Raw genomic sequence first — 14,915 nt, forward strand, 5'->3', positions numbered from 1 at the left:
CCCGTCTCCAGAGGGTCAGTGCGTGGACGCGTTGCCGAGCGGCGTGTGCGTCCGTGGCGCTGTCAGCTCGCGGATCTCCAGGCAACGGCTGGCGTAGTAGGCCGCGAGTTCGTGATTGTCGACGTAGTCGTCGAACCCGACACGGTAGGCGAGCGTCAGTTCGACCGGCGAGGGTGCATCGTCGAACGGCCTGTTCGCGCGGATGGCCTCGAGGACGTGCGGCATCGCGTACTGGAACCGCAGGCCGCTGCGGACGTAGTGCGGCAGGCCGTCGATGCTGCGTACCTCGGCGTCCTCGGCACCCGCTCCGGAGTAGATCGGGCGGGTCGCGTTGTCGTAGCGGAAGATCTCGTTCAGCAGCGGCCTGTGCCGCTCGGGCACCTTCGGCAGGATCGCCTCATCCCACCACCGCTGGAAGACCGGCCCGAACCTCGGGTCGGCGTAGAGCTTGTGCAGCGACTCGACGACCACGCCGGAATCGGTGAACTCGCGGCCATGACCCAGTAGTTCGGCGACGGCGGGATCGGCCGAGTCCTGGAACCAGTCCGACAGGATCAGCAGTACGGCGCTCTGGGTGAGCCCGGCGAGTTCCCGCAGCGGCACCCAGATGTGCCGGAAGTACATGTTCTCGCTCATCATCCGGGCCCAGAACATGAACCGCTGCATCATCGTGTTCTCCGCGACCGTGACGGTGCGGTTGGCGAGAACGTACTCGAAGTCGTCGTTGTCGCCGCGCACGGTGACGAAGCCGTGCTCCTCGCGGTGCTCCGTGTAGTGCGTGTTGGGCAGCAGCAACAGCGGGTAGACGGCGATGCGGGAGACGTGTTCGGACAGCCGGTCGTAGCCCGTCAGGAAGGAGTCGACCGTCTCACCCGGCGCACCCCAGATCAGCTCGGCGTAGGCGTCGAGCCCCTCCGCCGCGAGCCATGCCGCCAGCTCCTGCCACTCGTTGAGCCGCATGTTTCTCCTGCCCATGTCACGCAACGCCGTGTCGTCCAGCGTCTGCAGAGCCACGGTGAACGAACTCTGGAACCCCTCGGCCTTCATCCGGCGGATGATGTTGTGGAACGTCTTGGACTTGTTCTTCGCCCACGAGGTCTCCAACGACTGCGGGAATCCGTACTTCTCGCGCGTCCTGACGAGGTCCTCGACGAACTCCGCGTCCGGCTGCCGCATGCCGAAGTTCGAGTCGCACAGCACCACCGTCGGAATCTGGTGATAACCGAAGAGGTCGAGTTCCGCGCGCAGCCGCTCGCGGGAGAAGTCGCGCATCCGCTGGCCGACCGCGCCACCCCAGTAGCAGAACGAGCACTTGTACGGACAGCCGCGGTTGGTCTCCATCAGCGCCACGTCGTAGGGGAACCGGCCCTTGTGGTCGAGCAGTGGGATGGCCCCCGTCAGAAATGGCGAAGGAATGCTGTCCAGGTCTTCGATGCGCGGTGCTTCGGCAGTGGTGTGGACCGTGCCTTCCTCGTCGCGGTAGGAGATACCCGGCACCTGCGCCAGATCGTGCGGCGACTTCTCCTCGAGGACGGCGAGCAGCAGGTCGCGGAAAGTGAACTCGCCCTCGCCGTTGGCGACGATGTCGACCTCGGGGAAGCGCCGGAAGACGCGCTCCGCCTGGTGTGCGACGTGCGTTCCGCCGAAGACGACCCAGCCGTCCGGGCGCACCGACTTGTAGGTCTCGGCGAGCGCGCCGAACTGGTTGAAGTTCCAGCCGAAGACGGAGAACGCCAGCACGTCCGGCATCACCCCGGAGAAGATCGTGCGCGCCATCGAGCCGAGCGATTCTCCACCGCGGAAGTTCTGTATTCTCACCTCGAACTCGGGTCCCACCACGGGATCGGCCTGTGCCGCGGCTGTGAGATAACCGGCGGCGAGCGGCATCGATTCCTTGGGCATGTCCCAGGCGCCTTGTTGCACGAGCAGCGCGCACCCGCGCTGCTCCCGTGGTCGTGGTCGTGGTAACGGAAGTGTGGACCGACTCACTGTTCTGCCCCTATGCCGCCAGGCCGCCAGGTTCCCGCGGGCGCTTGCACGCCGTACACCGTGTGAAATGTGGTTGTCCAACTGGCTCCGACGCTCAACCGCGGACATCAGCGCGGCGCCCGTGCACCGTCGAGGCGTCCATCGGCGGCGGGCGGACGTGGAGTGTGATGCAGGTGGTGCAGCGGTCCACCACCGCCGCCACTAGAAAGACCGGGTATCCGTCCGGAAGCTCACCCGGCCGAGCCGTCCATGGCGCGGCGCAGGGAGGCCGGACGCAGGTCGGTCCAGTTCTCCTCGACGTAGGCCAGGCACGCCGCCCGGCCGTCCGGGCCGTGCACCACTTGCCACCCGGCGGGCAGCGGAGCGAACTCCGGCCACAGCGAGTGCTGGTCCTCGTCGTTGCGCAGCACCAGGAACACTCCGTTCTCGTCGTCGAACGGGTTGGTCGTCTCAGCCATGCCGCCTCCCAGTCGCCGCACAGTACAACGGGCCGCCGGGTGGTCAACACTCCCGCTTTCCACGGCGTGCGGGGACGGCACGCCAAGGCGAACGCCGGCCGGATCACCGGGACAGCCGGAAGGACCGGGGCGACCGGGTGGGACGACACCGGCGATCCGCAGGAGCCGCCCGAGGCACCCCAGCCGCGGCTGCGTGGCGGGCCTGCTCGTCCTCCTTCGCGAGGACGCCCCGGCCCGCCCGTGCGGGCGGGCCGGGGCGGTGGGATCAGATGCGGTAGCCGAGGCTGCGCAGCTGCTGACGGATCGCCTCGTCGTCGGCCGTAGCGGTGCCGCCGGCAGCGGCGCCCGAGTCGGTCGGAACGAGTGCGACCTGCTCCTCACGAAGGTTGTCGTTCACTGGTTCTCCTTTCCTGGCTTCGGTGTTCATCCTTGTCCGGTCGGACAAGCTCGGTGCCGCCTAGGGTGGCGGTATGGACGGCGACATGGATGACCTGGCCTACGACGCGACCGGTACGCCGGCGGTTCGGCTGCGCCGATGGGAACGGTGCTGGCCACCGGACGACCCGCATGCCAACTTCAAGGCCGAGGTGGTCGACTACGGGCTCCTCGATCCGCTGGAGACCGTGCGCGGCATGTCCCAAAACCTGGACATCCCCGTCGGTGCCATCGTCCGGTACGTGCTGGCGAAGTGGGCCACCGGCGGCAGCGGCGGCCTGCTCGAACTCGGTCCGGTGATGGTGCCGCGACTGTGGGAGCCGATCGCGGCCGCGGAGGAGGCCGATTCCGACGAGCAGCGGCTCGCGGCCTACCACCAGCTCCGGCAGATGATCTCTTGGCTGAAGGTGCCGCTGGACGACCCCACGGTCTACCCGGCCCAGTAGCCGGGCAGGTGGCCGGCTCTCAGTGCGCACGGCGCACCACCCCGGTCACGCAGCCGATCCCGCCGGCCGCACGCAGGTACGCGCCGGCGTCGATCTCGTCGACGGCCGTACCCGCTCGCTCCAGCGTCCGCCGGATTCCCGGGCAGCCCGCGGGCATCAGCACCCGCCCCGGTGCGAGCACCAGCAGGTTCATCCCGCGCCGCACCAGCAGTTCCTCGTCCGGCGGCAGCGCGATCACCCGGTAGCCGTACTCGGCGAGCAGCGCCGCCAACTCCGGTGTGCTCGCCGCCCGGTGGACGACGGCGGTGGACGAGTCGAGGAACATCACGGTCCCCAGCAGGTGCTGTACGCCCGGCGCCAGCGGCACCGTCACCACCCGCGCCCCCAGTCCCGCGACCGCCGAGGCGACCTCGGCCGCGCCGGCCGCGTTCGTGCGGAACCCGGTCCCGACGATCACCGTCGACGGGTCGATCCACAGCGCGTCGGCGCCCTCGAACACGGCGGTGCCGGACACCGTCCGCAGGATCGGGAACCCGGCCTCGGCCAGCGCGAGCGCGGCGTGCCGTTCCTCGCCGGCCCGCTGCGCCGACGCCATCCGCGCCAGCACCGCCCCGGCCGGGGTCATCCAGAACAGGTCCCGTGCGAACACCGCGTTCGGCGCCGCCGCGGGGGAGGCGAGGTGGACCTCCACCCCGTACTCCCGCAGACGGTCGGCCAGCGCGTCGCACTGCGCGCGCATCGCCGGGAGATCCACCGGCCCGAGCATCAGCGAGGCCCCCGGCTGTCGCACCGCGGCGAGGCTGTCCGGCGGGCGGACCAGCAGCACCGACCGCAGCGCGGCCGTCTCCGACCGGTACCCGCACGGCGCCCACACACTCCCGGCCGCGACTTCGTCCACATGCGACGCCACCCGGGGGACCCACCCCGGGCCGCCGTGGGTGCTCAGCTCAGATCCAGTGGTCGTCACGGGCATAGCCGAGCCTCTCCGCCATCGCGAGCACGTCTGCGCTCAGCGCGGACCGGACTTCCTCCTCCCGCGCCCGCCACCGGCCGGGGCGTGGTGCGGCGGTGGCCACAGCGGCGGCGACGCCGTCGTCCGCGGCCCGCTTCAGCGGCCCGTCGAACGGGATGCCCAGCCAGTCCGCGATCCGCCCGACGGCGTCCGCGCGGGCGTGCGCACCGCTGATCAGGTCCTCGAACCGCACCGTGTGATCCGCCCCGTGCGCGAGCACCGCACGGTGACTCGAGACCCACTGGTGGGCGCAGACCCGGGGCAGGGGGGCGGCGGTGTAGGCGGGCCAGCGAGGTGGCAGGTCGAACTTCCACCAGTGCCGGTCGGCCGGCCGCACGTCGGTGTATCCGGCGATGCGCAGCGGTTCGTCCAGCCGGTACGCGTGGAACCCGTGGTGCAGCCACCCGTCGACCAGGCCGTTGACGGAGGCGGCCGGGTTCCTGGTCAGATGCAGCACCCGCAGGCGCGCGTGGGGGAACACCGCCCGCAGGAAGCCGAGCCGGTAGGCGTTGCCAGGCGTCTTGATCACCAGTGGCTTGGTGGCGAGATCGTGTTCGTCCGCGGGCCGCCAGGGACGTGGGAGGACGAAGGGCGGCTCTTCGAGCAGCACGTCACCGGGCGGCCCGGCCGGTCGTGGTCCCGGTGACTTCCCGGGAAGGTCGTAGTACCACGGGTTCACGCCCGCCCTGCCGATCAGCGCCCGCGCGAACCGGGGGAGATCACGGTCCAGTACGGACTCGGCGGTCCGCACCAGGTCGACGGGATCGAGGTCCAGCCCCGGCCACTGCACGATCAGCCGCCATGCCGCGTCCGCCGCCAGGTTCTCCACGCCGGTGCCCGGAGAGCCCGCGTCCAGCGCCAGCTCCGCCTCGAAGAACGCCCGGGCCCGCGGCTGGAGCCCGTGCCAGTGCGCCGCGTCCAGCACGTCGCATCCGGTGCCGCTGTGCGGGTGATCGAGGCCGACCAGCCGCAGCAGCGGATTCAGCTCACCGCGCAGGTGCAGCAGGTGCGGCGAGGACCGCAGCAGTTCGGCGAGCATGCTCGACCCGCCTCGCGAACTCGAGGCGACGACGACGAGATCGCGCACCTTCGTGCGGAAGTGCGGCACCGGCGTGCCCCGCAGCGGCCGCAGCGCCTCCAGCCCGCGCACGACCTGGGCGACCGGGCGATCCACCGTGCGGCTAAGCATGGCCGGGCTTCCGCACCGAGTAGACGCACCACCGCCACCGGTCGCGCACCGAGCCGTCCGGCAGCACCTCGAAGGGGTGTACGGCGCGCACCTCACGCGGCGCGTCGTAGTAGAGGCGGTAGATCTCCTGCCGGCTCACCGGTGTCGTCTCGTGGGTGTCGATCCACCGGTCGATCGACTCCCACAGGAAGTACTCCTCCATCCGCACGTCGGTGAACCCGCCGCCGGTGAGCAGCGCCCGGAAATCCTCCTCGCGGAACATCTGGTACAGCAGCGGCTGCTTCTTCTTGAAGACGCGGAACATCCAGAACGCGTCCACGTCCGCGTACGGCACGATCTGCCCGACGATGAACTGCCCGCCCGGCCGCAGCACACGGAAGATCTCCGACACCGGCCTCTCCGGCTGGGGCAGCAGATGCAGCACCTCCCGGGTGACCACGAGGTCGAAACTGGCGTCGGGGAACGGCAGGTCGTAGACGGTGCCCTGGTGCACGACGTCCAGCCGGGTGGCGGCGAGCGCGGCCATCTCCGGGGTGAGGTCCAGCCCGACCATCTCGCCGACCCGGCCGCGGAACGCGCCGCCGACGACACCGCTGCCGCAGCACACGTCCAGCATCCGCGCGTCCGGCGGCATCGCGCACAGCTCCGCGTGCCTGCCGAGCAGGTCCTCGTCGGTGAGCCAGGCGCACGAGTCGTGCCAGTCCTTCGACCGTATCCCGAACTGCCGCTGGTAGACCGCGTAGTCGACCTCGACGGCCCGGGTCCGGGAGCGGGCTGTCCGCCCGGCCAGCCGCGCGGCGAGCCGGGCCCGGCTCGCGTCGACGGCCCGTTCGGCGATGCGGCGGGCCAGTTCCGGGTCGGCCGCCAGCGCCCGCCGCGCCTGCTCGGTGACGACGTCGAACACGCGGGCGCCCGCGGCGTCGTTGCGCAGGGTGCGTTTGGTCTGGCCGTCGAACCGCGCGTCCGGAATCCGGATCGCGATCACCGCGGTCAGCCCCTCCAGGATGTCGACCACGGTCATCTTGTCCGCCGAGGGGCCGAGATGGTCGGCCACCACCTCGGCCAACGCGCTGCGCAGGGCGTCCACATGCGACCCGCCCAGGTCGGTGCGGATGGTGTTGACGTAGCTGAAGATCTGCTCCGCGTACCCCTCGGTCCACTGGACGGCGGCGTCGATCACGCACCCGTCCCCGTCCCAGGTGAGGGTGACCGGCTCGGCGTGCACCTTCTCGGTGTCGCGGGCGCGGTAGGCCAGCAGGCCCCGTACCCCGGTCGCCTCGTACAGCGACTCCTGCCGCCCGGTGCGGTGGTCGGTGAGATCGACCCGCAGGCCCGGGTGCAGGTACGCGATGTCGAGCAGCCGCGCGTGCACCAGGTCCGCGTCCAGTACGCAGGAGGAGAAGATCTCCGGGTCCGGCCGGAACCACACCCGGGTGCCGCTGCGCCCGCTGTCGCCGACCCGCTTGAGCGGGGTCTCGACCGCGCCTCGGGCGAACGACTCGCTGTGGTGCGCGCCGTCGCGCCACACGTCCAGCCGCAGCCACTCCGCCAACGCGTTCACACAGGCCAGGCCGACGCCGTGCAGCCCGGCCGAGGTCGCGTACGAGGAGTGGTCGAACTTGCCCCCCGAGTGCAGCGTGGTGAGCACGAGTTCACACGCCGGCATGCCGGCCTCCGGGTGCGGGTCGGTGGGGATGCCCCGGCCGTCGTCGGTGACCGAGCAGGAGCCGTCGCCGTGCAGCTCCACCAGGATCGCGCCGCAGTGCCCGGCGGCGGCCTCGTCCACGGCGTTGTCGACCAGTTCGAGCACCAGGTGGTGGGCGCCGTCCGGGCCGGTCGACCCGACGTACATCGACGGGTTGCGGCGCACCGCCTCCAGCCCGGAGTAGACCGTGATCGCCTCGGCGGTGTAGTCGGTGGTCATGGCGCTCCGTTCCCGGCGAACCGCGGCTCGGCCATCCCGGTGAGGGCCTGCTCCAGCCGGTCCACATGCGTCTTCTTCAGCGTGCGCAGCGTCTCCAGCCAGCTCGCCACATCGGCCACGCCCTCCGCGTGCGCCCGCGCCGCCAGGCCGGGGTAGCGTTCGGTGGCCTCGCCGAGGTCGCCGCTGATCGCCGCGGCGAGGTTGCGGCGGGTGTCGCCCCCGTTCGCGCGGCCGGTGCCCGGAGCGTCGCCGCCCAGCAGGTCGCGCAGCACATCCAGGTGCCCGTGTGCGGCGCAGGCCACGCTCTCGGCAAGCTCGTCGAACACATGGGCCGCCTCCGTGTGACCCTCGATCTCGGCGACCTGTGCGAAGTAGGTGTACCGCGCCGCGCTGGCCGCCTCGGCGAGGAACGCGGCCCGCACGCCGTCGGCAAGTGACTGGTCCGGTTCCATGTCAGACCCTCGTTCCCGAGGCGACGACGAACAGCATGTGGTCGGTGATCCGCCCGTCCGCCTCGGCCACCGCGTGCCGTGCGCGGAACGCGGGCGACGCCCTCCCGTAGCGGTCCCGGATGGCCTGCCGCGCGTCTTCGCCGATCGCGCCGTTGTCCGCCCACACGTCCACGTCCTCCACCGACACGTACCGCTGCGAGCGCACCGGGTCGCACCCCGCGCCGGCGAGCAGGGCTCCGACATCGGCAGGCCGGAAGAAGTGCCGCCGGGCCGGGTTGCGCAGCCGCAGGATCTCGAAGTAGTCGTCGCGGTCGTCGTCCCCGTAGGCGCACAGGTGGGTCAGCACGATCCGCCCGCCCGGCCGGGTCACCCGGACCATCTCCCGCACCGCGTCCGGCAGCGTCATGAACTGGATTCCCTGACGGCACACCACGAGGTCGAACGTGCCGTCATCGAACGGCAGCTCCTCCGCCGGGGCGATCACCAGTTCGTCGAGCAGTCCGCGCGCCTGCTCGGCCATCTCCGGCGTGATGTCCACGCCGACCAGCCGCCGCACCCGTCCGGCGAACAGCCGTGACACCAGTCCGGTGCCGCACGCCACGTCCAGGACCGCATCGCCCGGTTGGGGCTCGGCTGCGGACAGCATCAGCTCGCCGAGCGCGTCGTCGGTGCACCACGAGCTGGACCGGTCGTAGGTGCGCGCGCGGTCGGCGAAGTGCGTACGGACGCTTCCCGTTTCGTTCATCTGCTCTCTCCTGCCGGAAACAGGGCGCGGCCGGGTGTCGCGCGGCGGCGCAGCCGGCGGACGGTGGCGTCGCGCCGCCAGCGCCGGAAGTGGTTGCGGTCGGTGCACAGTGATCGCGCCTCCACCGCGAGCCGCACCGTGAGCCCGCGCAGTGCGACGCCGAGCGGACCGGGGGCCGGTTCGTCCAGGGAGGCCCGCTCGAACGGGTAGCCGAGCGTCTCCATCGCCCGCGCGGCCACGCTCTCCACCTGCCGCCGCTCCCGGTCGGACAGCCCCCGCCGGTGGGCGCCGATCCGGGCCGTGGTGATCGGGTCGCCCGCCGTACGCCAGGAGGCGGACAGCGACGCGGTCACCCGGGCGTTGCCACGCAGGTGATGCGCCAGCATCGCGGGCTCGACGGCCTCACCGACGAAGTCGCAGATCGCCCGGATCTCCCGGTCGGGCGCGGACACCAGGTCCTCGTACCGCACCAGGTGCACCACTCCCGGCCCCCACCGCTCCAGGGCCGCGCGGGCGAGTGCCTGTTCGGCCGTCCACCGCAGCGCCATCCGGTACGGGTGGCAGTAGCCGAACACGGCCCGCTTCGCCGACGCGACCACATCGCGGGGATCGCGCACCAGCCACAGGAACCGCGCGTCCGGGAGCTCGGCGAGCACCTCGTCGACGTGCTCGACCATGAACGTGCTCTTGCACCCCCACCGGGCCGCGCCCTCCGCGACGCGGTACTGGTCGTAGATCGCCGACACCACCCCGAACAGCGAGAGGCCGGCCGCCTCGGTCACCGCGGCCCGGTCGATCACGTGCGGCCACGGGTGGATGTGGTGGCGCAGCAGCCACATCGCGTCGCCCACCATCGCGTCGACATCACCGTTGTACGGGATGCCGGACAGGTACCGCATGAAGTGCGGCGGGTGCGGGACCGCGATCCGCGAGTGCGCGTCGAGCACCAACCGCAGCAGGTTCGACCCGGATCGCTCGGTCCCGATGATCAGGATCGGGCCGTCCTGAGTGGACACCGGTCAGACCTCGACCGCGAGCTTCTTCGCGCCGCAGTCCATCAGGGTGCTCCCGACCTCGGCCACCGCCGCGTCGGCCACCTTGTCCAATGTGTACCGTTCGGAACCGGGAACCAGGGGCGCGGCGGCGGAACTCCACCCCGCGCGCCAGCCGGACCCGGCGTACGACGTCGAACGCTCGGTGCCGTCGGCCGGCTGCGGGTGGAAGTACTGGAAGTGCTCCGGCCAGTGCTGGAAGTCCATCACCGGTCCGGGCTGGTAGGCGTCGTAGACACGCTTGTACGCGTCCCGGCAGACGCGCTCGGGCAGCCCGCTCACGTTCAGGAACTCGTCCTCGTGCAGCGCCTGTTCGACCGAGAGCCAGTTCAGGTGGTCGACCTCGGTGCGGATCACCTTGTTCCGCACCGCGTCCTGGTACACCGTCGTACCGGGCATGGCGGACAGGTACTTCACCCGGGTCACGTGGTTGTACTGCTCGGCGAACTTCACCATGTCCGACAGGGACTCCTCGGTCTCGTTCGGCAGACCGACGATGAGCAGCGAGCCGAACCGCACGCCGCCGTCGAACGTGGTGCGCATCGCGCGGACGGTCAGGTTCTCGCTGCTGCCCTTGCGGGCCTCGCGCAACACCTCGCGGCCCAGCGACTCGACGCCGTACAGGATGATGTCCGCACCCGCCTCCCGCATCGCGTCGATGCGCGGTACGTCCATGTCGGCGCACCGGGTCAGACAGGTCCACCGCAGATCGTGCTGGGAGATCACGTCGCACATCTCGATGGTCTGGCCGCGGTGCGAACTGAACGTGAGGTCGACGAAGAAGCAGAACTCCACGCCGTACTGGGTTTTCAGCCAGTCGAGGTCGCGGTCCATCTTCTCCGGCGACTTGGCCCGCACCTGCGGGGTGGTGCGGTAGCAGAACGAGCAGTCCATCTTGCAGCCGCGGCTGTAGGACGAGATCACCTGCGGCTGCATTCCCAGCGGTGACCGCGCCTGGGGCCACAGGTCGAGCCGCATTCTGGGCAGCGCGTCGAGATCCATCATCTGGCCGCGCGGCGGCGTGCGGCGCGCCTTTCCCTTCTCGTCCCGGTAGCAGATGCCCTTGACGGTCGGGAGATCCCGCTGCCACGAGCCGCGGGCGTAACTCTCCATCAGCTCCAGGATGGTGATCTCGCCCTCGCTGATCACCGCGATGTCGCAGTCGGTGTCCGACATGAACACCGAAGGAGCGGAAGTGACCAGCGAGCCGCCGCAGATGATCGGTATGTCCGGGTGCGAATCGCGGACCATCGCCATCAGCGCGCGGCAGAACGGGAAGTTGTCCTCGAACGTGCACACACCGAGCACGTCGGTGCCTGCGATGATCTGTTCGTACGCCGCCTGCAGCGGGTCGGGGGTGTAGCGGACGTCGACGATGCGCACCGGGTACCCGGCGTTGTGCAGCACGGTCGAGATGTACGTCGCACCTTCGTAGGGTGAGGTGAGGAAGAACTCCCAGCCGCGCGGCATGGTGAACGGCGAGGGTCCGACGACGAGGGTGAACCTCGGCAGCGTGGGATCGGCCGGCACCGGTTCGGCGTCCTGGTTGCGCATCTGCTCGATATAGCGCTGGTCGACGGTGTCTTTCGCGTCGGCATACAGCTCAAGGGCCAGGGATAACTTGCGCGCCATGTGAATTCTCCCTCGCGTCACGGTCGTGGACGCTCCGCCAGGTAACTGTAGTGGCGGGATGTGCTGTTCAGCATTGGTGTTCATACCGCGCAGTTCGCCGTTGTCGAACGCGGGGAGCCCGTTGCTAGCCTTCGGTGCCGCTGGCGTCGACAGAGAAATACAGAGGAATCCCGGTGACCACACAGCCGAACATTCTCTTCATCTCCCTGGACACCGTGCGCGCCGACGTGGCGTATTCGGGGAAGTACCCCGGCGTGGAGCGGCTGCGTGCGGGCGGGGTCAGCTTCACGCAGGCGATCTCGTCGTGCCCCCTGACGCCGGTCAGCCACGCCACGGTGTTCACCGGGCTCCAGCCGCCCCGCCACGGGGTGCGGCACCTGTTCCGCGAGGCGCTGGACAAGCGGGTGCCGACGCTGGCGGAGTGCCTGTCGGCGGCCGGGTACACGAACGGCGCGGTGGTCTCCTGCCCCGGACTGAACCAGTGGTACGGGATCGACCGCGGGTTCGACTTCTACGACGACGAGATCCCGCGGCTGCCGGACGGCCGTGACCCGCTGTCGGTCGGCGACGTGAAACTACGCGGACTGGCGCTCAAGCGCGCGCCCCTGGTGGTCGAACGCGCCACCCGCTGGCTCCAGACGCTGGACGGCACCAGCCCGTTCTTCCTGTTCGCGCACTTCTTCGACGCGCACTGGCCGTACGAGCCGCCGGAGGATGTCGGCGTCGAGGTGGCGAACCCGTACGAAGGCGAGATCGCCTACACCGACCACTACGTCCAGCTCCTGCTGCGCCGCATCGCCGAGATGGGCCACGATCTCGAATCGATGCTGGTGGTGTGCTTCTCCGACCACGGCGAGGACCTGGCCGGGTGGTACCCCAACGACCACGCCGGCGACCTCGGCCACCCGTACGAGGAGGGCCACGGCTGCCTGCTGTTCGACGCGACCCAGCACGTGCCGCTGATCATCAGCGGCCCCGGGGTGCCGGCGGGGATGCGTGTGGAGCGCCAGGTGCGGCTGGTCGACATCATGCCGACGGTGCTCGACCAGCTCGGGCTGGACCCCCGGTCCTCCGACGGTGCCTCGCTGACCGAGTTCTTCGCGGACGGCACCGGGGCGTCCCGCGAGGCGTACTCGGAGACCTACTTCCCGCAGGAGCGGGCCGCCGCCTCGGACGACTACCCGGACCTCAGGGCGCTGCACGCGGTGCGCGCGGACGGGCGCAAGGTGATCTGGGAGGCGGATGGGCGGCAGGTGTGGGCCTACGACCTCGCCGCCGATCCCCACGAACTCGGCGGGCGGGCCCTCGTGTCCGATGAGGACGCGTGACACCAGGGGTGACCTCGTCACCTCGTTCGGTCCGCCGGGTGCTGATCGCGAGCACCATCGGCACCGCCATCGAGTGGTACGACTTCTACCTGTACGCGACGGCGTCCGCGCTGGTCTTCGGCCCGCTGTTCTTCCCGGGTTCGTCGGCTGCCGGCGGTGTGCTCGCGTCGTTCGCCACCTACGCGGCCGGGTTCGTCGCGCGTCCGCTGGGGGGCCTGCTGTTCGGCCACTTCGGCGACCGGGTGGGCCGCAAGTCGATGATGGTGTGGACGTTGCTCGTCATGGGCATCGCCACGTTCGGCGTCGGCCTGCTGCCCACCTATGACACCGCCGGTGTCCTCGCGCCGGTCCTGCTGGTGACGTTGCGCGTCGCGCAGGGCATCGGCATCGGCGGCGAATGGGGAAGCGCGGTGCTGCTCAGCACCGAACACGGCCCGCCCGGACGCCGGGGCTTCTTCAGCAGCTGGCCCGCGATGGGCTTCGCGGTGGCGCTGTTCGGCAGCAACCTGACCTTCGTGCTGATCTCCAAGCTGCCCGAGGAGGACTTCCTGACCTGGGGGTGGCGGCTGCCGTTCCTGGCATCGAGCGTCCTGGTCGGCATCGGCATCTGGGTCCGCCTGGGGGTCGATGAGACACCGGAGTTCGTGCGTGGCCGGGCGGAGAACCGCGCCGCCCGGGTGCCGGTGATCATGGTGCTGCGGCGGTGGCCGCGCCGGGTGGTGATCGGCATTCTCGCATCGCTCGGCACCGGTTCGGTGATCGCGATGTTCACCGTCTTCCTGGTGGCGCACGCGGCGAAGGCCGGGCCGGAGGTGCGGTCGACCGTGCTGACCGGGCTGATGATCGCGGCCCTGGGAGAGTGCGTGACGCTGCCGGTGTTCGGCGCGCTGTCCGATCGCTTCGGCCGCCGGCGGGTCATGATCTTCGGCTACGTGGCCGCTGTGGTCGCGATGATCCCGGCGGGCGCCTGGCTGTCCTCGGGCGATCCGATGCTGGTCGCCCTGGTGTTCATCCCCGCGCTGACCCTCGCGCACGGCGCGATCTACGGGGGCCTGGCGGCGTTCCTGGTGGACCTGTTCCCGACCATGGTGCGGTTCTCCGCGATCGCCGTGACCTACCAGGTGGGCGTCACGATCTCCAGCTTCTGGCCGCTGGTCGCGGTCGCGATCACCGGCGACTCCTCGTCGCTGCTTCCGGTGATCGCGCTGTTCGCGGTGGTCGAGATGGCGGCGGCGATCGCCGTGGCGTGCGCGCCGGACTCACGCGCTGACGCGGACCTGGCCGCGGACCCGGCCGGCGAGCGCCGACCAGTCAGCCGCGCAGTCCGTGGCGAGGTCGGCGACGACCGGTGACCAGCGCTGGGGGACGGCGGCGGCGAGGCGGTCCCATTGCGCGGCGTCGAGGGTGTTGGCGTCGAGCAGCCGCAGGAGCGCGCGGCCGATCTCGGAGAACCGCAACGAAGGATCGGTGCGCAGCGAAAGCAGGAACCGGCCTCGTTCCGCGCACGGCGTGCCGATGGTGCCGTTGACGCCGCCGGTGTTGCTGCCCGGCGCGTTGCTTTCCGTGCGGTTTCCGGCGGAAAGGCGATGCCGCGGCGGAACAGGGTCCTCGCCGCGGCGCATTCTTTCCCGGACATCACGGGCGGTGCCGACCGATATTCCGGCGATTCGGGCGATCTCCCGCAGTGAAAGATCTGGATTCTTGGAAATCGCCCGACCCGCAATCATGCGGCCGTGTGAGGCGTCGAGTGGCCGCACTTTCCCGTCGCGGCCGAGGCGGGTGTTCAACTGAGTCATTTCCCCGGTTGAACGCTTCCGGATCGCGGCCACCGTCTTGGTGGACAACCCGGCTGTCGACGCGATCAGGCGGTCCGACAAGTGCGGATGCGAGGAGAGTATCCGGGCGGCGGCGGCCGTGCGGTCGGCCAGCGTCAGCGGCAATCCCTGGGTCACGTTGGCGCTCACGGCCAGCACGAACGCGTCCTCCTCGGTGCCGTCGACGAACCGCACGCCGATGGTGGCGTCCCCGCGCAGCTTGGCCGCGCGCAGGCGGTGCACGCCGTCGATCACCTGCATGGTCGGCCGGTGCACGAGGATCGGCGGGAGGTCGTCCGGGCACTGCGCGAGCGCGCTGACGTGGTCGGGAGAGGAGCCGGCGACCCGCACGAGACGCGTTTCGGTTAACTGGTCGACCGGCACGAACGTCGGTGGTGTGTCTCTTGACGGCGTACCCGGCGATGTCCCGCTCATCCGA

Annotated in this window: 14 protein-coding genes; 3 read left to right on the forward strand and 11 right to left on the reverse strand. The window is 70.5% G+C overall.

What is annotated here, in order from left to right; genetic code table 11:
- Nucleotides 1–15 precede the first annotated feature (15 nt).
- The 3 genes from H299_RS0104670 to H299_RS40180 form a co-directional block, all read right to left on the reverse strand.
- Nucleotides 16–1,923: a KedN5 family methylcobalamin-dependent radical SAM C-methyltransferase gene (locus tag H299_RS0104670; protein WP_027747466.1), complete on the reverse strand. Its 1,908-nt coding sequence runs from the start codon at nt 1,921–1,923 to the stop codon at nt 16–18.
- Between the two features lie 296 nt (nt 1,924–2,219).
- Nucleotides 2,220–2,447 carry an MbtH family protein gene (locus H299_RS0104675; protein ID WP_027747467.1) on the reverse strand — a complete coding sequence of 76 codons (228 nt, stop codon included), beginning with the start codon at nt 2,445–2,447 and terminating at the stop codon, nt 2,220–2,222.
- 265 nt (nt 2,448–2,712) lie between these two features.
- On the reverse strand, nt 2,713–2,844 hold the full coding sequence (locus H299_RS40180) for a hypothetical protein (protein WP_486587146.1): 132 nt from the start codon (nt 2,842–2,844) through the stop codon (nt 2,713–2,715).
- 73 nt (nt 2,845–2,917) lie between these two features.
- Here H299_RS40180 and H299_RS0104685 point away from each other — a divergent pair, with 73 nt between their 5' ends.
- Nucleotides 2,918–3,328 carry a DUF6027 family protein gene (locus tag H299_RS0104685; protein ID WP_027747468.1) on the forward strand — a complete coding sequence of 137 codons (411 nt, stop codon included), beginning with the start codon at nt 2,918–2,920 and terminating at the stop codon, nt 3,326–3,328.
- A gap of 19 nt (nt 3,329–3,347) precedes the next feature.
- Here H299_RS0104685 and H299_RS0104690 read toward each other — a convergent pair whose 3' ends face one another.
- From H299_RS0104690 to H299_RS0104720, 7 genes are read right to left on the reverse strand one after another with little or no spacing between them, the layout of a single operon-like run.
- Nucleotides 3,348–4,295: an arginine deiminase family protein gene (locus tag H299_RS0104690; RefSeq protein WP_037757903.1), complete on the reverse strand. Its 948-nt coding sequence runs from the start codon at nt 4,293–4,295 to the stop codon at nt 3,348–3,350.
- A complete protein-coding gene (locus tag H299_RS0104695; protein ID WP_027747470.1) occupies nt 4,276–5,529 on the reverse strand; it encodes a sulfotransferase in 1,254 nt (417 codons plus the stop codon). Before H299_RS0104695 ends, H299_RS0104690 begins: the two co-directional genes overlap by 20 nt.
- The gene (locus tag H299_RS0104700; RefSeq protein WP_027747471.1) at nt 5,522–7,453 is read right to left on the reverse strand and encodes a methyltransferase domain-containing protein; all 1,932 of its coding nucleotides are present in this window, start codon (nt 7,451–7,453) and stop codon (nt 5,522–5,524) included. The genes H299_RS0104695 and H299_RS0104700 overlap by 8 nt, the downstream gene beginning before the upstream one ends.
- Nucleotides 7,450–7,905 (reverse strand): rubrerythrin family protein, encoded by a 456-nt coding sequence (locus tag H299_RS0104705; RefSeq protein WP_027747472.1) that lies wholly within the window; start codon nt 7,903–7,905, stop codon nt 7,450–7,452. The genes H299_RS0104700 and H299_RS0104705 overlap by 4 nt, the downstream gene beginning before the upstream one ends.
- A 1-nt stretch (nt 7,906) precedes the next feature.
- Nucleotides 7,907–8,650, reverse strand: a complete 744-nt coding sequence (locus H299_RS0104710) for a methyltransferase domain-containing protein (RefSeq protein WP_027747473.1) — start codon at nt 8,648–8,650, stop codon at nt 7,907–7,909.
- The gene (locus H299_RS0104715) at nt 8,647–9,666 is read right to left on the reverse strand and encodes a sulfotransferase family protein (protein ID WP_027747474.1); all 1,020 of its coding nucleotides are present in this window, start codon (nt 9,664–9,666) and stop codon (nt 8,647–8,649) included. The genes H299_RS0104710 and H299_RS0104715 overlap by 4 nt, the downstream gene beginning before the upstream one ends.
- 3 nt (nt 9,667–9,669) lie before the next feature.
- Nucleotides 9,670–11,334 (reverse strand): B12-binding domain-containing radical SAM protein, encoded by a 1,665-nt coding sequence (locus H299_RS0104720; RefSeq protein ID WP_027747475.1) that lies wholly within the window; start codon nt 11,332–11,334, stop codon nt 9,670–9,672.
- A gap of 173 nt (nt 11,335–11,507) precedes the next feature.
- Between H299_RS0104720 and H299_RS0104725 the strand changes: the two genes are divergently transcribed.
- Entirely contained in the window at nt 11,508–12,662 is a 1,155-nt protein-coding gene (locus H299_RS0104725; RefSeq protein ID WP_027747476.1) for a sulfatase, read from the forward strand.
- Nucleotides 12,659–14,014 carry an MFS transporter gene (locus H299_RS0104730; RefSeq protein ID WP_027747477.1) on the forward strand — a complete coding sequence of 452 codons (1,356 nt, stop codon included), beginning with the start codon at nt 12,659–12,661 and terminating at the stop codon, nt 14,012–14,014. The genes H299_RS0104725 and H299_RS0104730 overlap by 4 nt, the downstream gene beginning before the upstream one ends.
- Here the strand turns inward: H299_RS0104730 and H299_RS0104735 are convergent.
- Entirely contained in the window at nt 13,922–14,911 is a 990-nt protein-coding gene (locus H299_RS0104735) for a ParB N-terminal domain-containing protein (protein WP_037757717.1), read from the reverse strand. The two genes, H299_RS0104730 and H299_RS0104735, sit on opposite strands and share 93 nt — an antisense overlap.
- Nucleotides 14,912–14,915 lie beyond the last annotated feature (4 nt).

It is taken from the genome of Streptomyces sp. CNH287, assembly GCF_000424825.1.

Coding starts and splice junctions, on each gene's coding strand:
- H299_RS0104695 (WP_027747470.1), bottom strand. CDS start 5,529: ATGCTTAGCCGCACGGTGGATCGCCCGGTCGCCCAGGTCGTGCGCGGG.
- H299_RS0104685 (WP_027747468.1), top strand. CDS start 2,918: ATGGACGGCGACATGGATGACCTGGCCTACGACGCGACCGGTACGCCG.
- H299_RS0104700 (WP_027747471.1), bottom strand. CDS start 7,453: ATGACCACCGACTACACCGCCGAGGCGATCACGGTCTACTCCGGGCTG.
- H299_RS0104710 (WP_027747473.1), bottom strand. CDS start 8,650: ATGAACGAAACGGGAAGCGTCCGTACGCACTTCGCCGACCGCGCGCGC.
- H299_RS0104705 (WP_027747472.1), bottom strand. CDS start 7,905: ATGGAACCGGACCAGTCACTTGCCGACGGCGTGCGGGCCGCGTTCCTC.
- H299_RS0104735 (WP_037757717.1), bottom strand. CDS start 14,911: ATGAGCGGGACATCGCCGGGTACGCCGTCAAGAGACACACCACCGACG.
- H299_RS0104720 (WP_027747475.1), bottom strand. CDS start 11,334: ATGGCGCGCAAGTTATCCCTGGCCCTTGAGCTGTATGCCGACGCGAAA.
- H299_RS0104675 (WP_027747467.1), bottom strand. CDS start 2,447: ATGGCTGAGACGACCAACCCGTTCGACGACGAGAACGGAGTGTTCCTG.